The following is a 14,381-nucleotide window of genomic DNA, read 5'->3' on the forward strand; positions in this document are numbered from 1 at the left end:
GCGCCACCCGGCACCGGGGCTACGGGCCGGTAGAGTACGGGGGTCGTCCACACTTCCGTACGGGGGGAAGCCGGTGCGAATCCGGCGCTGACCCGCAACCGTGACCCGCCCCGGCAGCATCGGGGCGGGGAGCCGGATTGCCCCGTTGCGGAGGTGCGCGGCTCGTGCCGCCGGGTCTTCCGGCGGCCGGCACCGTCGAGGTAAACGGAGCCGGAGCCCGGTACCAGCCTCCACCGCTGTGCTGCCTGCCTCCCGGTTCCCCAGCACGAGAGGCACCCGCCCCGCATGAACGTCCGCCGCAGCGCCGCCACGCTCGCCGTCTCCGCCGTGCTCTGCGCGGGCTCGGCCCCCGCGGCCCTCGCCGATGTCGCCACGCCGTCCCCGTCGCCCGTGGTCCCCTCCGGTCTCTTCGGCAAGGCCGACCCGTCGTACGACGGGGTGTGGCGGCAGTCGTTCGCGCTGCTCGCCCAGACCACGGTGGGCGAGAAGCCCGCGCCGCAGGCCGTGGACTGGCTGGTCGGCCAGCAGTGCGCCGACGGCTCCTTCGCCGCCTTCCGCGCGGACACCGCCAAGCCCTGCGACGCCTCGTCGTACATCGACTCCAACGCCACCTCGGTCGCCGTGCAGGCCCTGACCGCGGTCGGCGGGCACGCCGACACGGTGAAGAAGGCGGTCGGCTGGCTGAAGTCCGTACAGAAGGACGACGGCGGCTGGAGCAGCAACCCCGGCGGCGCCATGGACAACGGTTCGGACGCCAATTCGACCGCCCTCGTGATCCGCGCCCTGGAGGCGGCCGGCGAGAAGCCGGCCGAGGTCAAGTCGAAGGCGGGCAAGTCCCCGTACGAGGCCCTCCTCACCTTCCAGCTGGGCTGCTCGGCCGAGCCGGCCGCCGACCGGGGCGCCTTCGCGTTCCAGCCGGCCGGCGGCAAGCTGTCCGCCAGCGCCGACGCGACGGCCGCCGCCGTGGTGGCCGGACTCGGCACGGGCCCGGTCATCGCCCCCTCCGCCACGGACACCCCCGCGGCCCCGCTCGCCTGCCCGGCGACCGCCGGCGACCCGGTGGCGGCGGCCCAGGGCGGCGCCGGTTACCTGGCGGAGGCCCTGAAGAAGGACGGCCACCTCACCGCCCTGACCCCGGGTGCCGACCAGTCGACCGCCGACCACGGCAACACCGCCGACGCGGTCATCGCCCTGGCCGCGGCCGGGCACAAGCAGTCCGCGGCCGGCGCCCTGGAATGGCTGAAGGCCAACTCCGCCGAGTGGTCCAAGGGCAACCCGGCCGGTCTCGCCACCCTGATCCTGGCCGCGCACGCGACCGGCACCGACCCGAAGGCCTTCGGCGGCACCGACCTGGTGACGGCGCTGAACGCGACGGGCCCGGCCCCGCAGGGCGCGTCCGCGAACGCGTCGGAGCAGCCGGCGGAGAAGAAGAAGGACGACAAGAAGGAGGACTCCGGCAGCAGCAACGTCTGGTGGATGATCCTCGCGGGCGCGGCGGCCGGCATGGGCATCGGCATCGTGCTGAGCGGCCGCCGGAAGAAGAACCAGCTCTGATGCGCAGCCCCCGCCCGGCCCGCCCGGCCCGCCCGGCCCTGCCCGCCCGCGTCGGCGGCGTCATCGGCATCGTCCTGGCCCTGGCCATGACCCTGCTCGCCGCGTCCCCCGCCCTGGCCTCGACCTACCGCTACTGGTCGTTCTGGGAAGGGACGGGCGCGGGCGGCACCTGGGCGTACGCCACCCAGGGCCCCTCCTCGCTCCGCCCGGCGGACGGCTCCGTGCAGGGCTTCCACTTCGTGGTGAGCAAGGACGCGGCCGATCAGGCCGCCCCGCCGCGCACGGCTCCCGACTTCGCGTCCATCTGCTCGGGCACCGCCCCGGCGGCGGGCAAGAAGCGGATCGCGCTGGTCATCGACTTCGGCACCTCCGCCGAAGCCCAGGCGGGCGAGACCCCGCCGCAGGACGCTCCGCGTACGGCGTGCGCGCAGGTCGGCCCGGACGCCACGACGGCCGAGGCGCTCGCGGAGGTGGCCAAGCCGCTGCGCTACAACAGCGCGGCCCTGCTGTGCGCGATCTCCGGCTACCCGAAGCAGGGCTGCGGCGAGCCCCTCCCGGATGCGGCGCCGGCCACGGCCACGCCTGCCGCCGACACTGCCGCCGGCTCCGACGGCGGCGGCCCGTCGGCGGGCCTCCTCGCGGGCATCGCAGCGGTGGCCGCCCTGGGCGCGGCCGCCCTCTGGCAGTCCCGCCGCCGCCGGACCCGATGACGGTGGTGGGCGGGAGCGGGAACGGCGGGACGGGCGCCGGGAACGGCGGGACGGCCGCCGACGGCGGGCAACCACCCACCAGGGCCACCCGCACGGGTGGTGCGGGTGGGAACCCCGCCCGGCCGCAGGCCGGGCGCACCCACGACGGCGCGGCACGCGCCCCCCGCACCCGCCACCCCCACGGCACCACCCACGGCCCCGCACACGACGTCCCCACCCCGACCGCCCGCATCACCGGCCGGGCAACCGGCGGCCCGCGGGTGCCGGCGTACGAAAAATGGAGCGCCCCCGAGGCCACGCGTGGCAACGCCCTGCACGCGGGTGCCTGGTGGCTGTGGGCCCTCGGGCTCGCGACCGCCGCCTCCCGCACCACCAACCCGCTCCTCCTCGGCCTGATCGTCGGCGTCGCCGGTTACGTGGTCGCGGCCCGCCGTACGGACGCGCCCTGGGCGCGTTCCTACGGGGCGTTCGTCAAGCTCGGCCTCTTCGTCATCGGCCTGCGCCTCGTCTTCTCCATGCTCCTCGGCTCCCCCATCCCCGGCACGCACACCCTCTTCACCCTCCCGGAGGTCCCGCTCCCGGCCTGGGCGCAGGGCATCCGGTTCGGCGGCCGGGTCACCGCCGAGCAGCTCGTCTTCGCCTTCTACGACGGCGCGAAGCTGGCCACGCTCCTCATCTGCGTCGGCGCCGCCAACGCCCTCGCGAACCCGGCACGGCTGCTGAAGTCGCTGCCCGCTGCCCTGTACGAGGTCGGCGTCGCCGTGGTCGTCGCGATGACCTTCGCGCCGAACATGGTCGCGGACGTGGTCCGCCTCCGCACGGCCCGCCGCCTGCGCGGCCGTCCCACGGGCGGGGTCCGGGCCGTCCTCCAGATCGGCCTGCCGGTCCTCGAAGGCGCGCTGGAACGCTCGGTCGCCATCGCCGCCTCGATGGACGCCCGCGGCTACGGCCGCACCGCGCGCGTCCCCGCCGCCGTCCGGCACACCACCAACGTGCTCACCCTCGGCGGGCTGCTCGGCATCTGCGCGGGGACGTACGGACTGCTGGCGGCGGAGGGAGCCGAGTACGGCCTGGCCCTCCTCCTCGCCTCCCTCCTCCTGGCCCTGGCCGGGCTGCGGCTCGGCGGCCGCCGGTCGATCCGGACCCGGTACCGGCCGGACCGGTGGGGCGTACGGGCCTGGCTGGTCGCCGGGTCGGGCGCGGCGGTCGCGGCGCTGATGATCCGGGCCGCGTCCCTGGACCCGGGGGCCCTGCGCCCCGGCGTCGTCCCCCTCGTCGCCCCCGCCCTCCCGCTCTGGCCTGCGGCAGCGATCCTGATCGGCCTCCTCCCGGCCCTGGTGGCCCCCCGACCGCCCTCACAGGAGGCGTGAGCAGCCCCCATGATCCACTTCGAAGACGTGTCGGTGACGTACGAGGGCGCGGCCTCCCCCTCCCTCGTCCACGCCGACTTCACGCTCCCGGAAGGCGAGCTGACCCTCCTGGTCGGCCCCTCCGGCGTCGGCAAGTCCACCCTCCTCGGGGCGGTCTCGGGCCTGGTCCCGCACTTCACCGGGGGCACCCTCACGGGCCGGGTCACGGTCGCCGGCCGGGACACCCGCACGCACAAGCCGCGGGAGCTCGCGGACGTGGTCGGCACGGTGGGCCAGGACCCGCTGGCGCACTTCGTCACCGACGTCGTCGAGGACGAGCTCGCCTACGGCATGGAATCCCTGGGCCTGCCGCCCTCCGTCATGCGCCGCCGCGTCGAGGAGACCCTCGACCTCCTCGGCCTCAACGAGCTGCGCGACCGCCCCATCGCCACCCTGTCCGGGGGCCAGCAGCAGCGGGTGGCGATCGGTTCGGTCCTCACCCCGCACCCGAAGGTCCTGGTCCTGGACGAGCCGACCTCGGCCCTCGACCCCGCGGCCGCGGAGGAGGTCCTGGCCGTCCTGCAGCGCCTGGTCCACGACCTGGGCACGACCGTTCTGATGGCGGAGCACCGCCTGGAGCGGGTGGTCCAGTACGCCGACCAGGTCCTGCTCCTCCCTTCCCCGGGCGCACCCGCCGTCCTGGGCACCCCCGCCGACATCATGGCCGTCTCCCCGGTCCACCCCCCGGTGGTAGCCCTGGGCCGCCTGGCCAACTGGTCCCCCCTCCCCCTCTCCATCCGCAACGCCCGCCGCCACGCAGCCCCCCTCCTGGCCCGCCTACCGCAGCCTCCGACGCCGGGGGCGGGGCATCCGGCGGGGGCCGGGGCGGAGCCCCGGGCCGGTGCTGGGGCACAGCCCCCGGCGGGGTCCGGGGCGGAGCCCCAAGCAGGTACCGGGGCGCAGCGTCCGGCGGGCGCCGGGGCACAGCCCCACGCGGGGTCCGGCGCACAGCCCCACGCGGAATCCGGGGCGCAGCCCCAGGCCAGTGCCGGAGCACAGCCCCAGGCGGGTGCCGGGACGCTGCTTCCGGCCGGGTCCGGGGCGCAGCCCCAGGCCAGTGCCGGAGCACAGCCCCAGGCGGGTGTCGGGACGCAGCTTCCGGCCGGGTCCGGGGCACAGCCCCCGGTGGGTACCGGGGCACAGCCCCAGGCCGGTACCGGGGCGCAGCCCCAAGCAGGGTCCGGGGCGCAGCCCCCGGCGGGGTCCGGGGCGAAGCCCCAGGCCGGTGCCGGAGCACAGCCCCAAGCGGGCGCCGGGGCGCAGCCCCCGGCGGGGTCCGGGGCGGAGCCCCGGGGAACGCGCGAAGGGTGGGTAGGGGACGGCCGCCCGCAGGGCCCCCACACCGGCACCGGCCCCCGCACCCGCACCGGCCTGCTCGCCCGGCTGCGCCGCGCCCGCGGAGGCCACCCCACCCCCCGGCCCGCGCAGCCGACCGGCCAGGCCCCGGCCACCCCGGCCACCCCGGCCACGGCCAAGGCCGTATCCCTCCGCCGCGGCCGCGCCGAAGTCCTCCGCACCATCGACCTCACCGTCGCCCCGGGCGAGACCATCGCCCTGATGGGCCGCAACGGCGCCGGAAAGTCCACCCTCCTCGCCACCCTCATCGGCACGCTGGAGCCCACCACCGGCCAGATCACGGTCAGCGGCCGCACCCCCCACCGCACGCCACCCGCCGAGATGGTGACGCGCGTCGGCCTGGTCCCCCAGGAGCCCCGCGACCTCCTCTACGCCGACACCGTCGCAGCCGAGTGCACGGCCGCCGACCACGACGCCGGCCAGGCACCCGGCACCTGCCGTGCCCTCGTCGCCGCGCTCCTCCCCGACGTCCCCGACGACACCCACCCCCGCGACCTCTCCGAGGGCCAGCGCCTGGCCCTCGCCCTGGCGCTGGTCCTGACCGGCCGTCCGGCCCTGCTGCTCCTCGACGAGCCGACCCGCGGGCTGGACTACGCCGCCAAGGCCCGCCTGGTGGAGATCCTGCGCGGGCTCGCCGCCGACGGCCATGCCATCGTCCTGGCCACCCACGACGTGGAGCTCGCCGCCGAGCTGGCCCACCGCGTGGTGATCCTGGCCGGCGGCGAGATCGTCGCGGACGGCCCGACCGCCGAGGTCGTCGTCTCCTCCCCCGCCTTCGCTCCGCAGGTGGCCAAGATCCTGGCCCCGGGCCACTGGCTCACGGTCTCCCAGGTCGAGGCGGCCCTCTCCGCCCGGGACGGCTCATGAGCCCCCGCGGCGACGCGGCCACCCCCCGCACCAGCCCGCTCCGCCCCAGTCCCCTCCGCCCCAGTCCCCTCCGCACCCGCCCCCTCCGCATCGGCCCCCGCGCCGCCGCCGCCCTGGTCCTCGTCACCCTCATCGGCATCGCCGCCTTCGGCTGGCCGCTGCTCGCCGACGCCCGGTCCGGCCTCGCCCACGCCCAGGACGCCCCCTGGCTCTTCGCCGCCCTGCTGCCGCTCCTCGTCGGCGTGGTCGTCGCGACCATCGCCGACGACGGCATGGACGCGAAGGCCGTCGCGATGCTCGGCGTACTGGCCGCGGTCGGCGCCGTCCTGCGCCCGCTCGGCGCCGGTACGGCCGGCCTGGAGCCCATGTTCTTCCTGCTCGTACTGAGCGGCCGGGTCCTCGGCCCGGGCTTCGGCTTCGTCCTGGGTGCGGTCACGATGTTCGCGTCGGCCCTGCTCACGGGTGGTGTCGGGCCGTGGATGCCGTTCCAGATGCTGGCGATGGGCTGGTTCGCCCTGGGGGCCGGCCTGCTGCCGGGTGCGGACCGGATCCGGGGGCGGGCCGAGCTGGCGATGCTCGCGGCGTACGGATTCGCGGCCGCCTTCGCGTACGGCTTCATCATGAACCTGCAGGGCTGGACGATCATTGCCGGGCTCAATGAGGGCATCGCCTTCAGACCGGGCGAGCCGCTGCCCGCGAACCTGGTGCGGTTCGTCGTGTACTACCTGACGACCTCGCTCGGCTGGGACCTGGGCCGGGCCGCGCTGACCGTCGTACTGACCCTCACGCTCGGCGCGACCCTGCTGAAGGCATTGCGGCGGGCCACTCGGAAAGCGGCGTTCGACGCACCCGTGGCCTTCGATCCGGGGGCCGGACCCGCGCCGGAACCTTCCCCCGGAAGGGGTACGAGCAGCCACGGAGGGTGAGATCCGGGCCTCCCGGCGGTGACCCGCCCCACAGGACCCAGGTCACATACGAAGCGGGATAGTAGTCCTCACTCGTCCCACATCACCCCCTCCGCACCACCCCCCACCTGCACCGATACCCACCCGCCCCGGGAGGGGTCGTTGCGCCTCGGCTGCGAGGACCACTAGTAAGAGGGGTCGTTGCCAGGCGGGCTCCACCCCCGTAGAACTGGATGAGTCGCAGGGCGGACGGAGATCCCCCGGGTACACACCCGGTCCTCCCGCTCCCGCCACCGATCCCCTCTCCTTCGCGTGAGTGGCTCACGCACGCCTCCGGCGTGCCTGCGACCGCCCTTGCCCCCGCCGAAAGGTTGCTCCGTGTCCAACGCCGTCATCCGCCGCATCGCCGCTTCGAAGAAGACCTTCGCGGGCACCGTCCTCGCCCTGGGCGTTGCCGGCTCCATGCTGGCCGCCGTTCCGGCGCAGGCTGCTCCGATGGGTGCGAAGGCGATCGCCCAGCAGATGATCAAGGACCCGGCGCAGTTCGCGGCGTTCAACAACATCGTGTCCCGTGAGAGCGGCTGGAACCACACCGCCACGAACGCCTCCTCGGGCGCCTACGGCCTGGTCCAGGCCCTGCCGGCCTCGAAGATGGCCTCGGCGGGCTCGGACTGGAAGACCAACCCGGCCACCCAGATCAAGTGGGGCCTGGACTACATGAACTCCCGCTACGGCAGCCCCGAGGGCGCCTGGAACTTCTGGCAGACCCACCACTGGTACTAAGCCAGCGGCACCACGCACCACGCACCACCAGCACACGCACATGCGAAGGCCCCGGCAGCCGACCTCCCCAGGTCCGGCCACCGGGGCCTTCGCGATCCCATCCCACAGGGTCCAAAGGCGGCGCAGCAGGTGCTACAGCCGCTGGATGATGGTGCCCGTCGCCAGCGCGCCGCCCGCGCACATGGTGATCAGCGCGAACTCCTTGTCCCGGCGCTCCAGCTCGTGCAGGGCGGTGGTGATCAGGCGGGCGCCGGTCGCGCCGACGGGGTGGCCGATCGCGATGCCGCCGCCGTTGACGTTGACCTTCTCCAGGTCCTGGTCGAAGACCTGGGCCCAGCTGAGCACGACGGAGGCGAAGGCTTCGTTGATCTCGACGAGGTCGATGTCCTTCAGCGACATGCCGGCCTTGCCCAGCACCGCACGCGTCGCGTCGATCGGCCCGTCCAGGTGGAAGTGCGGGTCGGAGCCGACCAGCGTCTGGGCGACGATCCGGGCGCGCGGCCGCAGTTTGAGCGCGCGGGCCATCTTGCGCGAGGCCCACATCACGGCGGCGGCGCCGTCGGATATCTGCGAGGAGTTCCCGGCGGTGTGCACGGCGGTCGGCATGACCGGCTTGAGCCGGGCGAGGCCCTCCATGGAGGTGTCGCGCAGGCCCTCGTCCCGGTCGACCAGCCGCCACATGCCCTGGCCGGCGGCCTGCTCGGCCTCGGTGGTGGGCACCTGCACGGCGAAGGTCTCCCGCTTGAACCGCTCCTCGGCCCACGCGGCGGCGGCCCGCTGCTGGGACAGGACGCCGAGGCGGTCCACGTCCTCGCGGGTCAGGCCCCGGCGGCGGGCGATGCGCTCGGCGGCCTCGAACTGGTTCGGGAGGTCGACGTTCCACTCGTCCGGGAAGGGCTTGCCCGGGCCGTGCTTGGAGCCGGAGCCGAGCGGTACGCGGGTCATGGCCTCGACGCCGCAGGCGATGCCGATGTCCATGACACCGCCGGAGATCATGTTGGCGACCATATGGTTGGCCTGCTGGGAGCTGCCGCACTGACAGTCCACGGTGGTCGCGGCGGTCTCGTACGGGAGGCCCATGGCCAGCCAGGCGTTGCGGGCCGGGTTCATCGACTGCTCGCCGGCGTGGGTGACGGTGCCGCCGACGATCTGCTCCACGCAGTCGGGCTGGATTCCGGTGCGGGCGAGGAGTTCGCGGTAGGTCTCGCCGAGGAGGTAGGCGGGGTGAAGATTGGCGAGCGCGCCCCCGCGCTTGCCGATCGGGGTGCGTACGGCTTCGACGATGACGGGTTCCGCGGCCATGAGCTCGTCCTCTCCTGCTCCTGCGTAGCGCACAGCGCGCATCGGCTAGCGCGCCTCAGCTGACGGGCGGGCCGTCCCGGCGCCCCACCCGAACTAGTACGCGTTCTAGTTCTCCCCGCAGTCTTATGACGAGAACACCCGGTACGCAAGGGTCTTGCACGCGGCTTACACGGATTCCACACGCAACAGTTGGCGCGGGGCCCCTTGTCACTTCTAGAACTCGTTATTACCTTCAAGCCAACTTCTGATGGGCCGTCAGACTTTGGAGTCGCCCGATGACCTGCCCCGCGCTGCCCGAAGGCTTTGACGCCACCGACCCGGACGTCCTCCAAGACCGGGTCCCCTACCCCGAGTTCGCACAGCTGCGGCAGACCGCACCCGTGTGGTGGTGCCCGCAGCCGCGGGGGATCACCGGCTTCGACGACGAGGGGTACTGGGCCGTCACCCGGCACGCGGACGTCAAGTACATCTCCACGCACCCGGAGTTGTTCTCCTCCACCACGAACACCGCGATCATCCGCTTCAACGAGCACATCCAGCGCGAGACCATAGATGCCCAGCGACTGATCATGTTGAACATGGATCCGCCGGAACACACCCGCGTACGCCAGATCGTGCAGCGGGGCTTCACCCCGCGGGCCGTCCGCGGACTGGAGGACGCCCTGCGCGACCGGGCCCGCAAGATCGTCGCGGAGGCCCTCGAAGCCTCCGCGGACGGCAGCTTCGACTTCGTCACCCAGGTGGCGTGCGAACTCCCGCTCCAGGCCATCGCCGAGCTGATCGGCGTACCGCAGGAGGACCGGTCCCGGATCTTCGACTGGTCGAACAAGATGATCGCGTACGACGACCCGGAGTACGCGATCACCGCCGAAGTCGGCGGCAACGCCGCGGCGGAGCTGATCGGCTACGCGATGAACCTGTCCGCCGCCCGCAAGGAGTGCCCGGCCAAGGACATCGTCACGCAGCTCGTGGCGGCCGAGGGCCAGGGCAACCTGGGCTCCGACGAGTTCGGCTTCTTCGTCCTCCTCTTGGCGGTCGCCGGCAACGAGACCACCCGCAACGCCATCAGCCACGGCATGCACGCCTTCCTCACCCACCCCGAGCAGTGGGAGCTCTACAAGCGCACCCGACCCTCCACCGCCGCCGAGGAGATCGTCCGCTGGGCCACCCCCGTGGTGTCCTTCCAGCGCACCGCCACCCAGGACACCGAACTGGGCGGGCAGAAGATCAAGGCGGGCGACCGGGTCGGCATGTTCTACTCCTCGGCCAACCACGACCCCGAGGTCTTCACCGACCCCGACGTCTTCGACATCACCCGCGACCCGAACCCGCACCTCGGCTTCGGCGGCGGCGGCCCGCACTTCTGCCTCGGCAAGTCGCTGGCCATCATGGAGATCGACCTGATGTTCAACGCCCTGGCCGACACCCTGCCCGACCTGCGCCTCGTCGGCGAGGGCCCGCGCAGGCTGCGTGCGGCCTGGCTGAACGGCATCAAGGAACTCCGGGTCAGCCACAGCTGAGGCCCACCGGCTGACGCCTGACCCGTGACCCGTGACCCGTGACCCAGGACGGCAGGGGCCCCACCTCCCACGCCCGGCCCCTGCCGTCCCCCGGTTGTTACTCGCCGGTCACCGGTCGTTACCGTCTCGCCGCCTTCGGGATCATTGCCTTGGCGCCGGGGCGGACCCCAGACTGCCCGGATGAACCTCGATGACCCCAGCGCGAGACGGTGGCAGCGGCTGCCCACGACGTGGCAGCGGATGGTCGATCTCAGCGGCGGGTCCGAGCCCATGAGCCGGGGCGTCCTGGCCCTCATCGAGGCCGCCCGCGAGGAGCCGGAACTCCGCCGGCTCTACCCGTACACCAGCCACTTCACCCTGTGGTTCAGCGCCTCCACGGGCCACCCCTTCGCCGTGACCGCCCCGGCCGTGGAACCCCTCCCCGACGGCCGCTTCCGCGTCCGGAACCCCCGCCAAACCACCATCCTCGGCGAAGCCGACACGGCCCACGCGGCCATAGCCCTGGTCGTGGCCAACCTGCCGACGGACTGACCGGGCCGGGCCAATTCCAGCCCCGCCGGCGTTTGAGGCGCGGGGGTCCGGGGGCTGGCCCCCGGCAACGGCGCCGCACGCGACAGGGGTCCGGGCGGAGCCCGGGGAACGGTGGAAGGGCGGGTAGGGGACAGCCCCGCAGGGCCCGCCCCACCCCGCCGGCCCCGGCCGCCCCCGCTCCGAGTGGCGGAAGCCACCCCGCGGGCGGATCCTGGCAGAACGCGGCGATCCATCGCGAAGGGGTGCCGGGGCGGGCTGCTACACCGCCCCGGCACCCCTTCGTCACACGCCGGCCACCCCGGCCACCCCGGCCGCCCAGGCCACCCAGGCGGCCGATCAGGCCCTGGTCCGCTCCACGGACCCCGCTCCGACCCGCTCCGGCCTCCGAGGCCTCGGCACGGCCACCCCGGCGGGCACCGCATCGCCCCGGGGCCCCGACAGCACGTAGACGAGCCCGAACCCGGCCCCGACGACGAGCGCGCCGCCGACCGCGTCGAGCACCCAGTGGTTGGCGGTCGCGACGATCGCGCACACGGTGATCGTCGGATGCAGCGCACCCAGCAGCTTCTGCCACCCCTTCGGCGCGAGCGTCACGATCACGACCCCGCACCACAGCGACCAGCCGAAGTGCAGCGAGGGCATCGCCGCGTACTGGTTGGAGATCGCCGTCATGGCCCCGTAGCTCGGGTTCGCCAGGTCCTGCACCCCGTGCACGGTGTCGACGAAGCCCAGGCCGGGCATCAGCCGCGGCGGCGCCAGCGGATACAGCCAGAACCCTATGAGCGCGAGCACCGTCGCCAGTCCCAGCGAGGCGCGGGCCCACCGGTAGTCCTTGGGCCGGCGCCAGTACAGCACCGCCAGGATCCCGAGCGGGACCACGAAGTGGAAGGAGGTGTAGTAGAAGTTGAAGAACGCCTCCAGCCAGGGCGTGTTCACCACCGCGTGGTTCACGGCGTGCTCGATGTCGATCCCGAGCGCCTTCTCGATCCCGTGGATCTGGCTGCCGTTGCCCTCCGCCAGGGTCCGGCTGGTGGGGGCGGCGGCCCGGATGTGCGAGTAGAGCGAGTAGCCCACCCGTATCAGGAGCAGTTCCAGCAGCAGGTTCGGACGCGACAGCACGCGCCGCCAGAACGGCAGCAGCGGGACCCGCGCCCAGCGTGCGGGCGCGGGCCGTCCATAGGCGGTGGGGACCGGCTCGCGCCAGTACGGGGAGGAGCGCGGCAGGAACGGCACCGCGCAGGCCGCCGCGAGGGCGGCGAGCAGCAGCACGTTGTCCCGTACGGGGGCCAGCGCGACCAGGTTGGGCAGCAGCACGTCGCTCGGCAGGGTCATGGCGAGCACCACGGCCACCGGCCACACCGGCCGGTCCGCGGCCCGCTTGCCGACCTTGCCCGCGACCGCCAGCAGCACCCACAGCAGCTGGTGGCGCCAGCCCGTCGGGGACACGGCGACGGCCACGCAGCCGGTGATCGCGACGGCGAGCAGCAGCTGGCCGTCCCGGGCGTAGCGGGCGGCGCGGCGCAGGCCGATCCAGACGATCGGGGCCGCGAGGGCGACGTAGAGCAGGATCTCGCCGGGGCCGGAGAGGCCCAGGCGCAGCAGGGCGCCGTGCACGGACTGGTTGGCGAGCCCATCGGGTGCGCCGCCGAGGCCGGTGCCGGCCAGGTGCTGGACCCAGTACGTCCACGAGTCGCTGGGCAGGGCCGCCCAGGAGAGGGCCGTGGCTCCGGCGAAGGCCGCGGCGGCGGAGCGCGCGGTGGTGCGGCGTCCGGACAGCCACAGCAGGGGCGCGAAGAGCAGCAGCGCGGGCTGGAGGGCGGCGGCCAGGCCGATCAGGAAGCCGGAGGGGCGCTCGCTCGGGACCCGGAACACGGCGAGGAGCACCAGCAGCACGGGCAGCACGGCGGTCTGCCCGGGCAGCGCGGCTTCGCGTACGGGCAGCGAAACCATCATCAGCGCGACCAGCACGGGCGCGGCCAGCAGCGCGGTGCGCCGCGGCACCGGGTCGGGCAGGGCGCGCGCGGCGACCAGCCCGACGGCGGCGACGAGCAGCAGCGTCACGCAGGTCCAGGCCACCTCCAGGGAGGGCGCGGCAAGGCCCAGGAGCGGCTTGAGGACCAGCCCCGCGAAGGGGGTCCCGGTGAACTGGCCGTTCGTGTAGAGCGAGCCCGGCAGGCTGCCCGGGAGGTGGAAGCCGCTGAGCCACTCGCCCGGTGGCACGCGCAGCACGACCGCGGCCTGCCTGACGGCGAGCAGCAGGGCCAGCGCCCACAGCATGAGGCGTGCCGCCCCGAGTCTGCTGCCGCCGCTACCGCCTATGACCCCGGCATGTCCGTTCGCACCACTGTGCTCCGCCGCGTTAGCCACGCCTCGCCGGCCTCCCGCCCTGTTGACTGCAACCCTGACTTCGCCTGGCTGCCGCGTTTCGTACTGCGTTTCATACCGCGCGCTTCATTTACCCGGACGACGATATCTCCCGCGCGATACCTAGGATGGCGGGCATGAGCATCGTGAAGATCAACGCCCTCACCGTCCCGGACGCGCAGCGAGAGGTTCTGGAGCAGCGGTTCGCCTCCCGTGCCGGCTCCGTGGAGAGCTCGGACGGCTTCGAGTGGTTCGAGCTGCTGCGGCCCGTCGAGGGCACGGACCAGTATCTCGTGTACACGCGGTGGCGTTCCGAGGAGGACTTCCAGGCGTGGATGGAGGGGCCCATGAAGGCGGCCCACCAGGGTGGCGGTCCGGCGGGCGGCGCGGCGGGTGCCGAAGGCGGCGCGGAGCGCCCGAAGCCCGCTGCCACGGGCTCGTCGGTGTGGTCGTTCGAGGTCGTGCAGCAGGCGGCGCCGAAGCAGGGCTGAGCATCGGAAGGGCCCGGAGCCACGGCTCCGGGCCCTTCTCACGTTCCTCTTGCTCCCCCTCGGGAGCCCCGGGCCCCTCGGGCCTCGGGCCTCAGGCCCAGAAGCTGTCGCTCTCCTCGATGTCCTCGGTGCAGACGTCGAGGTCGCTGATCTTTCCGGCGACGATCGTGAAGAAGATTCCCTCGTGGATCTCGATCCCGCGGTCGCCCCGGTCGGCGCGCGCTGTGTGGAAACTCATGACGTGGCCGCGGCCGTCGGCGAGCAATTTGTCCAGATGTATGTTGAATGTGCCGTTCGTCTCCTCGCCGAGTCGGCGATAGAGCTCGAAGACGGCTTCCCGCCCCTTGTGGTGCCCCGAGAGGGGGCCGCTTCCGGGCATGTGCTGGATGACGTCGGCCGTCATCATCGTGCTCAGCTTCTCCATGTCGCCCTGGCCGAAAGCCTCGTAGCCGCGGCGGATCAGGGCACAGTCAGGATGCTCCGACATGACGGTCACGCCCTTCGTGGGTACGTTTTGCCCTTTTCCCTATCATCGGCCCGGCCCTGTGGATATTCCAACGCGGGCAGCGCGGCGCCGCCCCACAATGAC

At 73.6% G+C, this 14,381-nt stretch carries 12 protein-coding genes and 1 riboswitch; of the genes, 9 read left to right on the forward strand and 3 right to left on the reverse strand.

What is annotated here, in order from left to right:
* Window positions 1-39 precede the first annotated feature (39 nt).
* A riboswitch (cobalamin riboswitch) is annotated at window positions 40-112 on the forward strand.
* Window positions 113-285: 173 nt separating this feature from the next.
* The 6 genes from ACZ60J_RS15600 to ACZ60J_RS15625 all read left to right on the forward strand — a co-directional run bounded on the left by ACZ60J_RS15600 (window position 286) and on the right by ACZ60J_RS15625 (window position 7,584).
* A complete protein-coding gene (locus ACZ60J_RS15600) occupies window positions 286-1,554 on the forward strand; it encodes an LPXTG cell wall anchor domain-containing protein (RefSeq protein ID WP_469682212.1) in 1,269 nt (422 codons plus the stop codon).
* Window positions 1,551-2,264 carry an SCO2322 family protein gene (locus ACZ60J_RS15605; RefSeq protein WP_469682450.1) on the forward strand — a complete coding sequence of 238 codons (714 nt, stop codon included), beginning with the start codon at window positions 1,551-1,553 and terminating at the stop codon, window positions 2,262-2,264. The genes ACZ60J_RS15600 and ACZ60J_RS15605 overlap by 4 nt, the downstream gene beginning before the upstream one ends.
* 230 nt (window positions 2,265-2,494) lie before the next feature.
* Window positions 2,495-3,634, forward strand: coding sequence for an energy-coupling factor transporter transmembrane component T (locus tag ACZ60J_RS15610; RefSeq protein WP_469682451.1), 1,140 nt, complete (start codon window positions 2,495-2,497; stop codon window positions 3,632-3,634).
* Window positions 3,635-3,643: 9 nt separating this feature from the next.
* Entirely contained in the window at window positions 3,644-5,896 is a 2,253-nt protein-coding gene (locus tag ACZ60J_RS15615; RefSeq protein WP_469682213.1) for an ABC transporter ATP-binding protein, read from the forward strand.
* Window positions 5,893-6,822, forward strand: a complete 930-nt coding sequence (locus tag ACZ60J_RS15620) for an ECF transporter S component (protein ID WP_469682215.1) — start codon at window positions 5,893-5,895, stop codon at window positions 6,820-6,822. Before ACZ60J_RS15615 ends, ACZ60J_RS15620 begins: the two co-directional genes overlap by 4 nt.
* A gap of 357 nt (window positions 6,823-7,179) precedes the next feature.
* Window positions 7,180-7,584 (forward strand): aggregation-promoting factor C-terminal-like domain-containing protein, encoded by a 405-nt coding sequence (locus ACZ60J_RS15625; RefSeq protein ID WP_469677952.1) that lies wholly within the window; start codon window positions 7,180-7,182, stop codon window positions 7,582-7,584.
* A 132-nt stretch (window positions 7,585-7,716) separates the two neighbouring features.
* Here the strand turns inward: ACZ60J_RS15625 and ACZ60J_RS15630 are convergent, their stop codons facing one another.
* Window positions 7,717-8,886, reverse strand: coding sequence for a steroid 3-ketoacyl-CoA thiolase (locus ACZ60J_RS15630; protein WP_469682217.1), 1,170 nt, complete (start codon window positions 8,884-8,886; stop codon window positions 7,717-7,719).
* A 275-nt stretch (window positions 8,887-9,161) separates the two neighbouring features.
* Here ACZ60J_RS15630 and ACZ60J_RS15635 point away from each other — a divergent pair, with 275 nt between their 5' ends.
* Window positions 9,162-10,406 carry a cytochrome P450 gene (locus tag ACZ60J_RS15635; protein ID WP_469682218.1) on the forward strand — a complete coding sequence of 415 codons (1,245 nt, stop codon included), beginning with the start codon at window positions 9,162-9,164 and terminating at the stop codon, window positions 10,404-10,406.
* A 180-nt stretch (window positions 10,407-10,586) separates the two neighbouring features.
* Window positions 10,587-10,937: a DUF6193 family natural product biosynthesis protein gene (locus tag ACZ60J_RS15640; RefSeq protein WP_469682219.1), complete on the forward strand. Its 351-nt coding sequence runs from the start codon at window positions 10,587-10,589 to the stop codon at window positions 10,935-10,937.
* Window positions 10,938-11,273: 336 nt separating this feature from the next.
* Here the strand turns inward: ACZ60J_RS15640 and ACZ60J_RS15645 are convergent, their stop codons facing one another.
* On the reverse strand, window positions 11,274-13,214 hold the full coding sequence (locus tag ACZ60J_RS15645) for a bifunctional glycosyltransferase 87/phosphatase PAP2 family protein (RefSeq protein ID WP_469682221.1): 1,941 nt from the start codon (window positions 13,212-13,214) through the stop codon (window positions 11,274-11,276).
* Window positions 13,215-13,438: 224 nt separating this feature from the next.
* On the opposite strand from ACZ60J_RS15645, the gene ACZ60J_RS15650 reads away from it, so the two are divergent.
* A complete protein-coding gene (locus tag ACZ60J_RS15650) occupies window positions 13,439-13,792 on the forward strand; it encodes an antibiotic biosynthesis monooxygenase family protein (RefSeq protein WP_469682222.1) in 354 nt (117 codons plus the stop codon).
* Window positions 13,793-13,883: 91 nt separating this feature from the next.
* On the opposite strand, the gene ACZ60J_RS15655 is transcribed toward ACZ60J_RS15650, so the two are convergent.
* Complete coding sequence (locus ACZ60J_RS15655) at window positions 13,884-14,279, reverse strand: nuclear transport factor 2 family protein (protein WP_469682452.1); 396 nt, start codon at window positions 14,277-14,279, stop codon at window positions 13,884-13,886.
* Window positions 14,280-14,381 lie beyond the last annotated feature (102 nt).

The sequence above is a fragment of the Streptomyces sp. NPDC104226 genome, assembly GCF_055584085.1.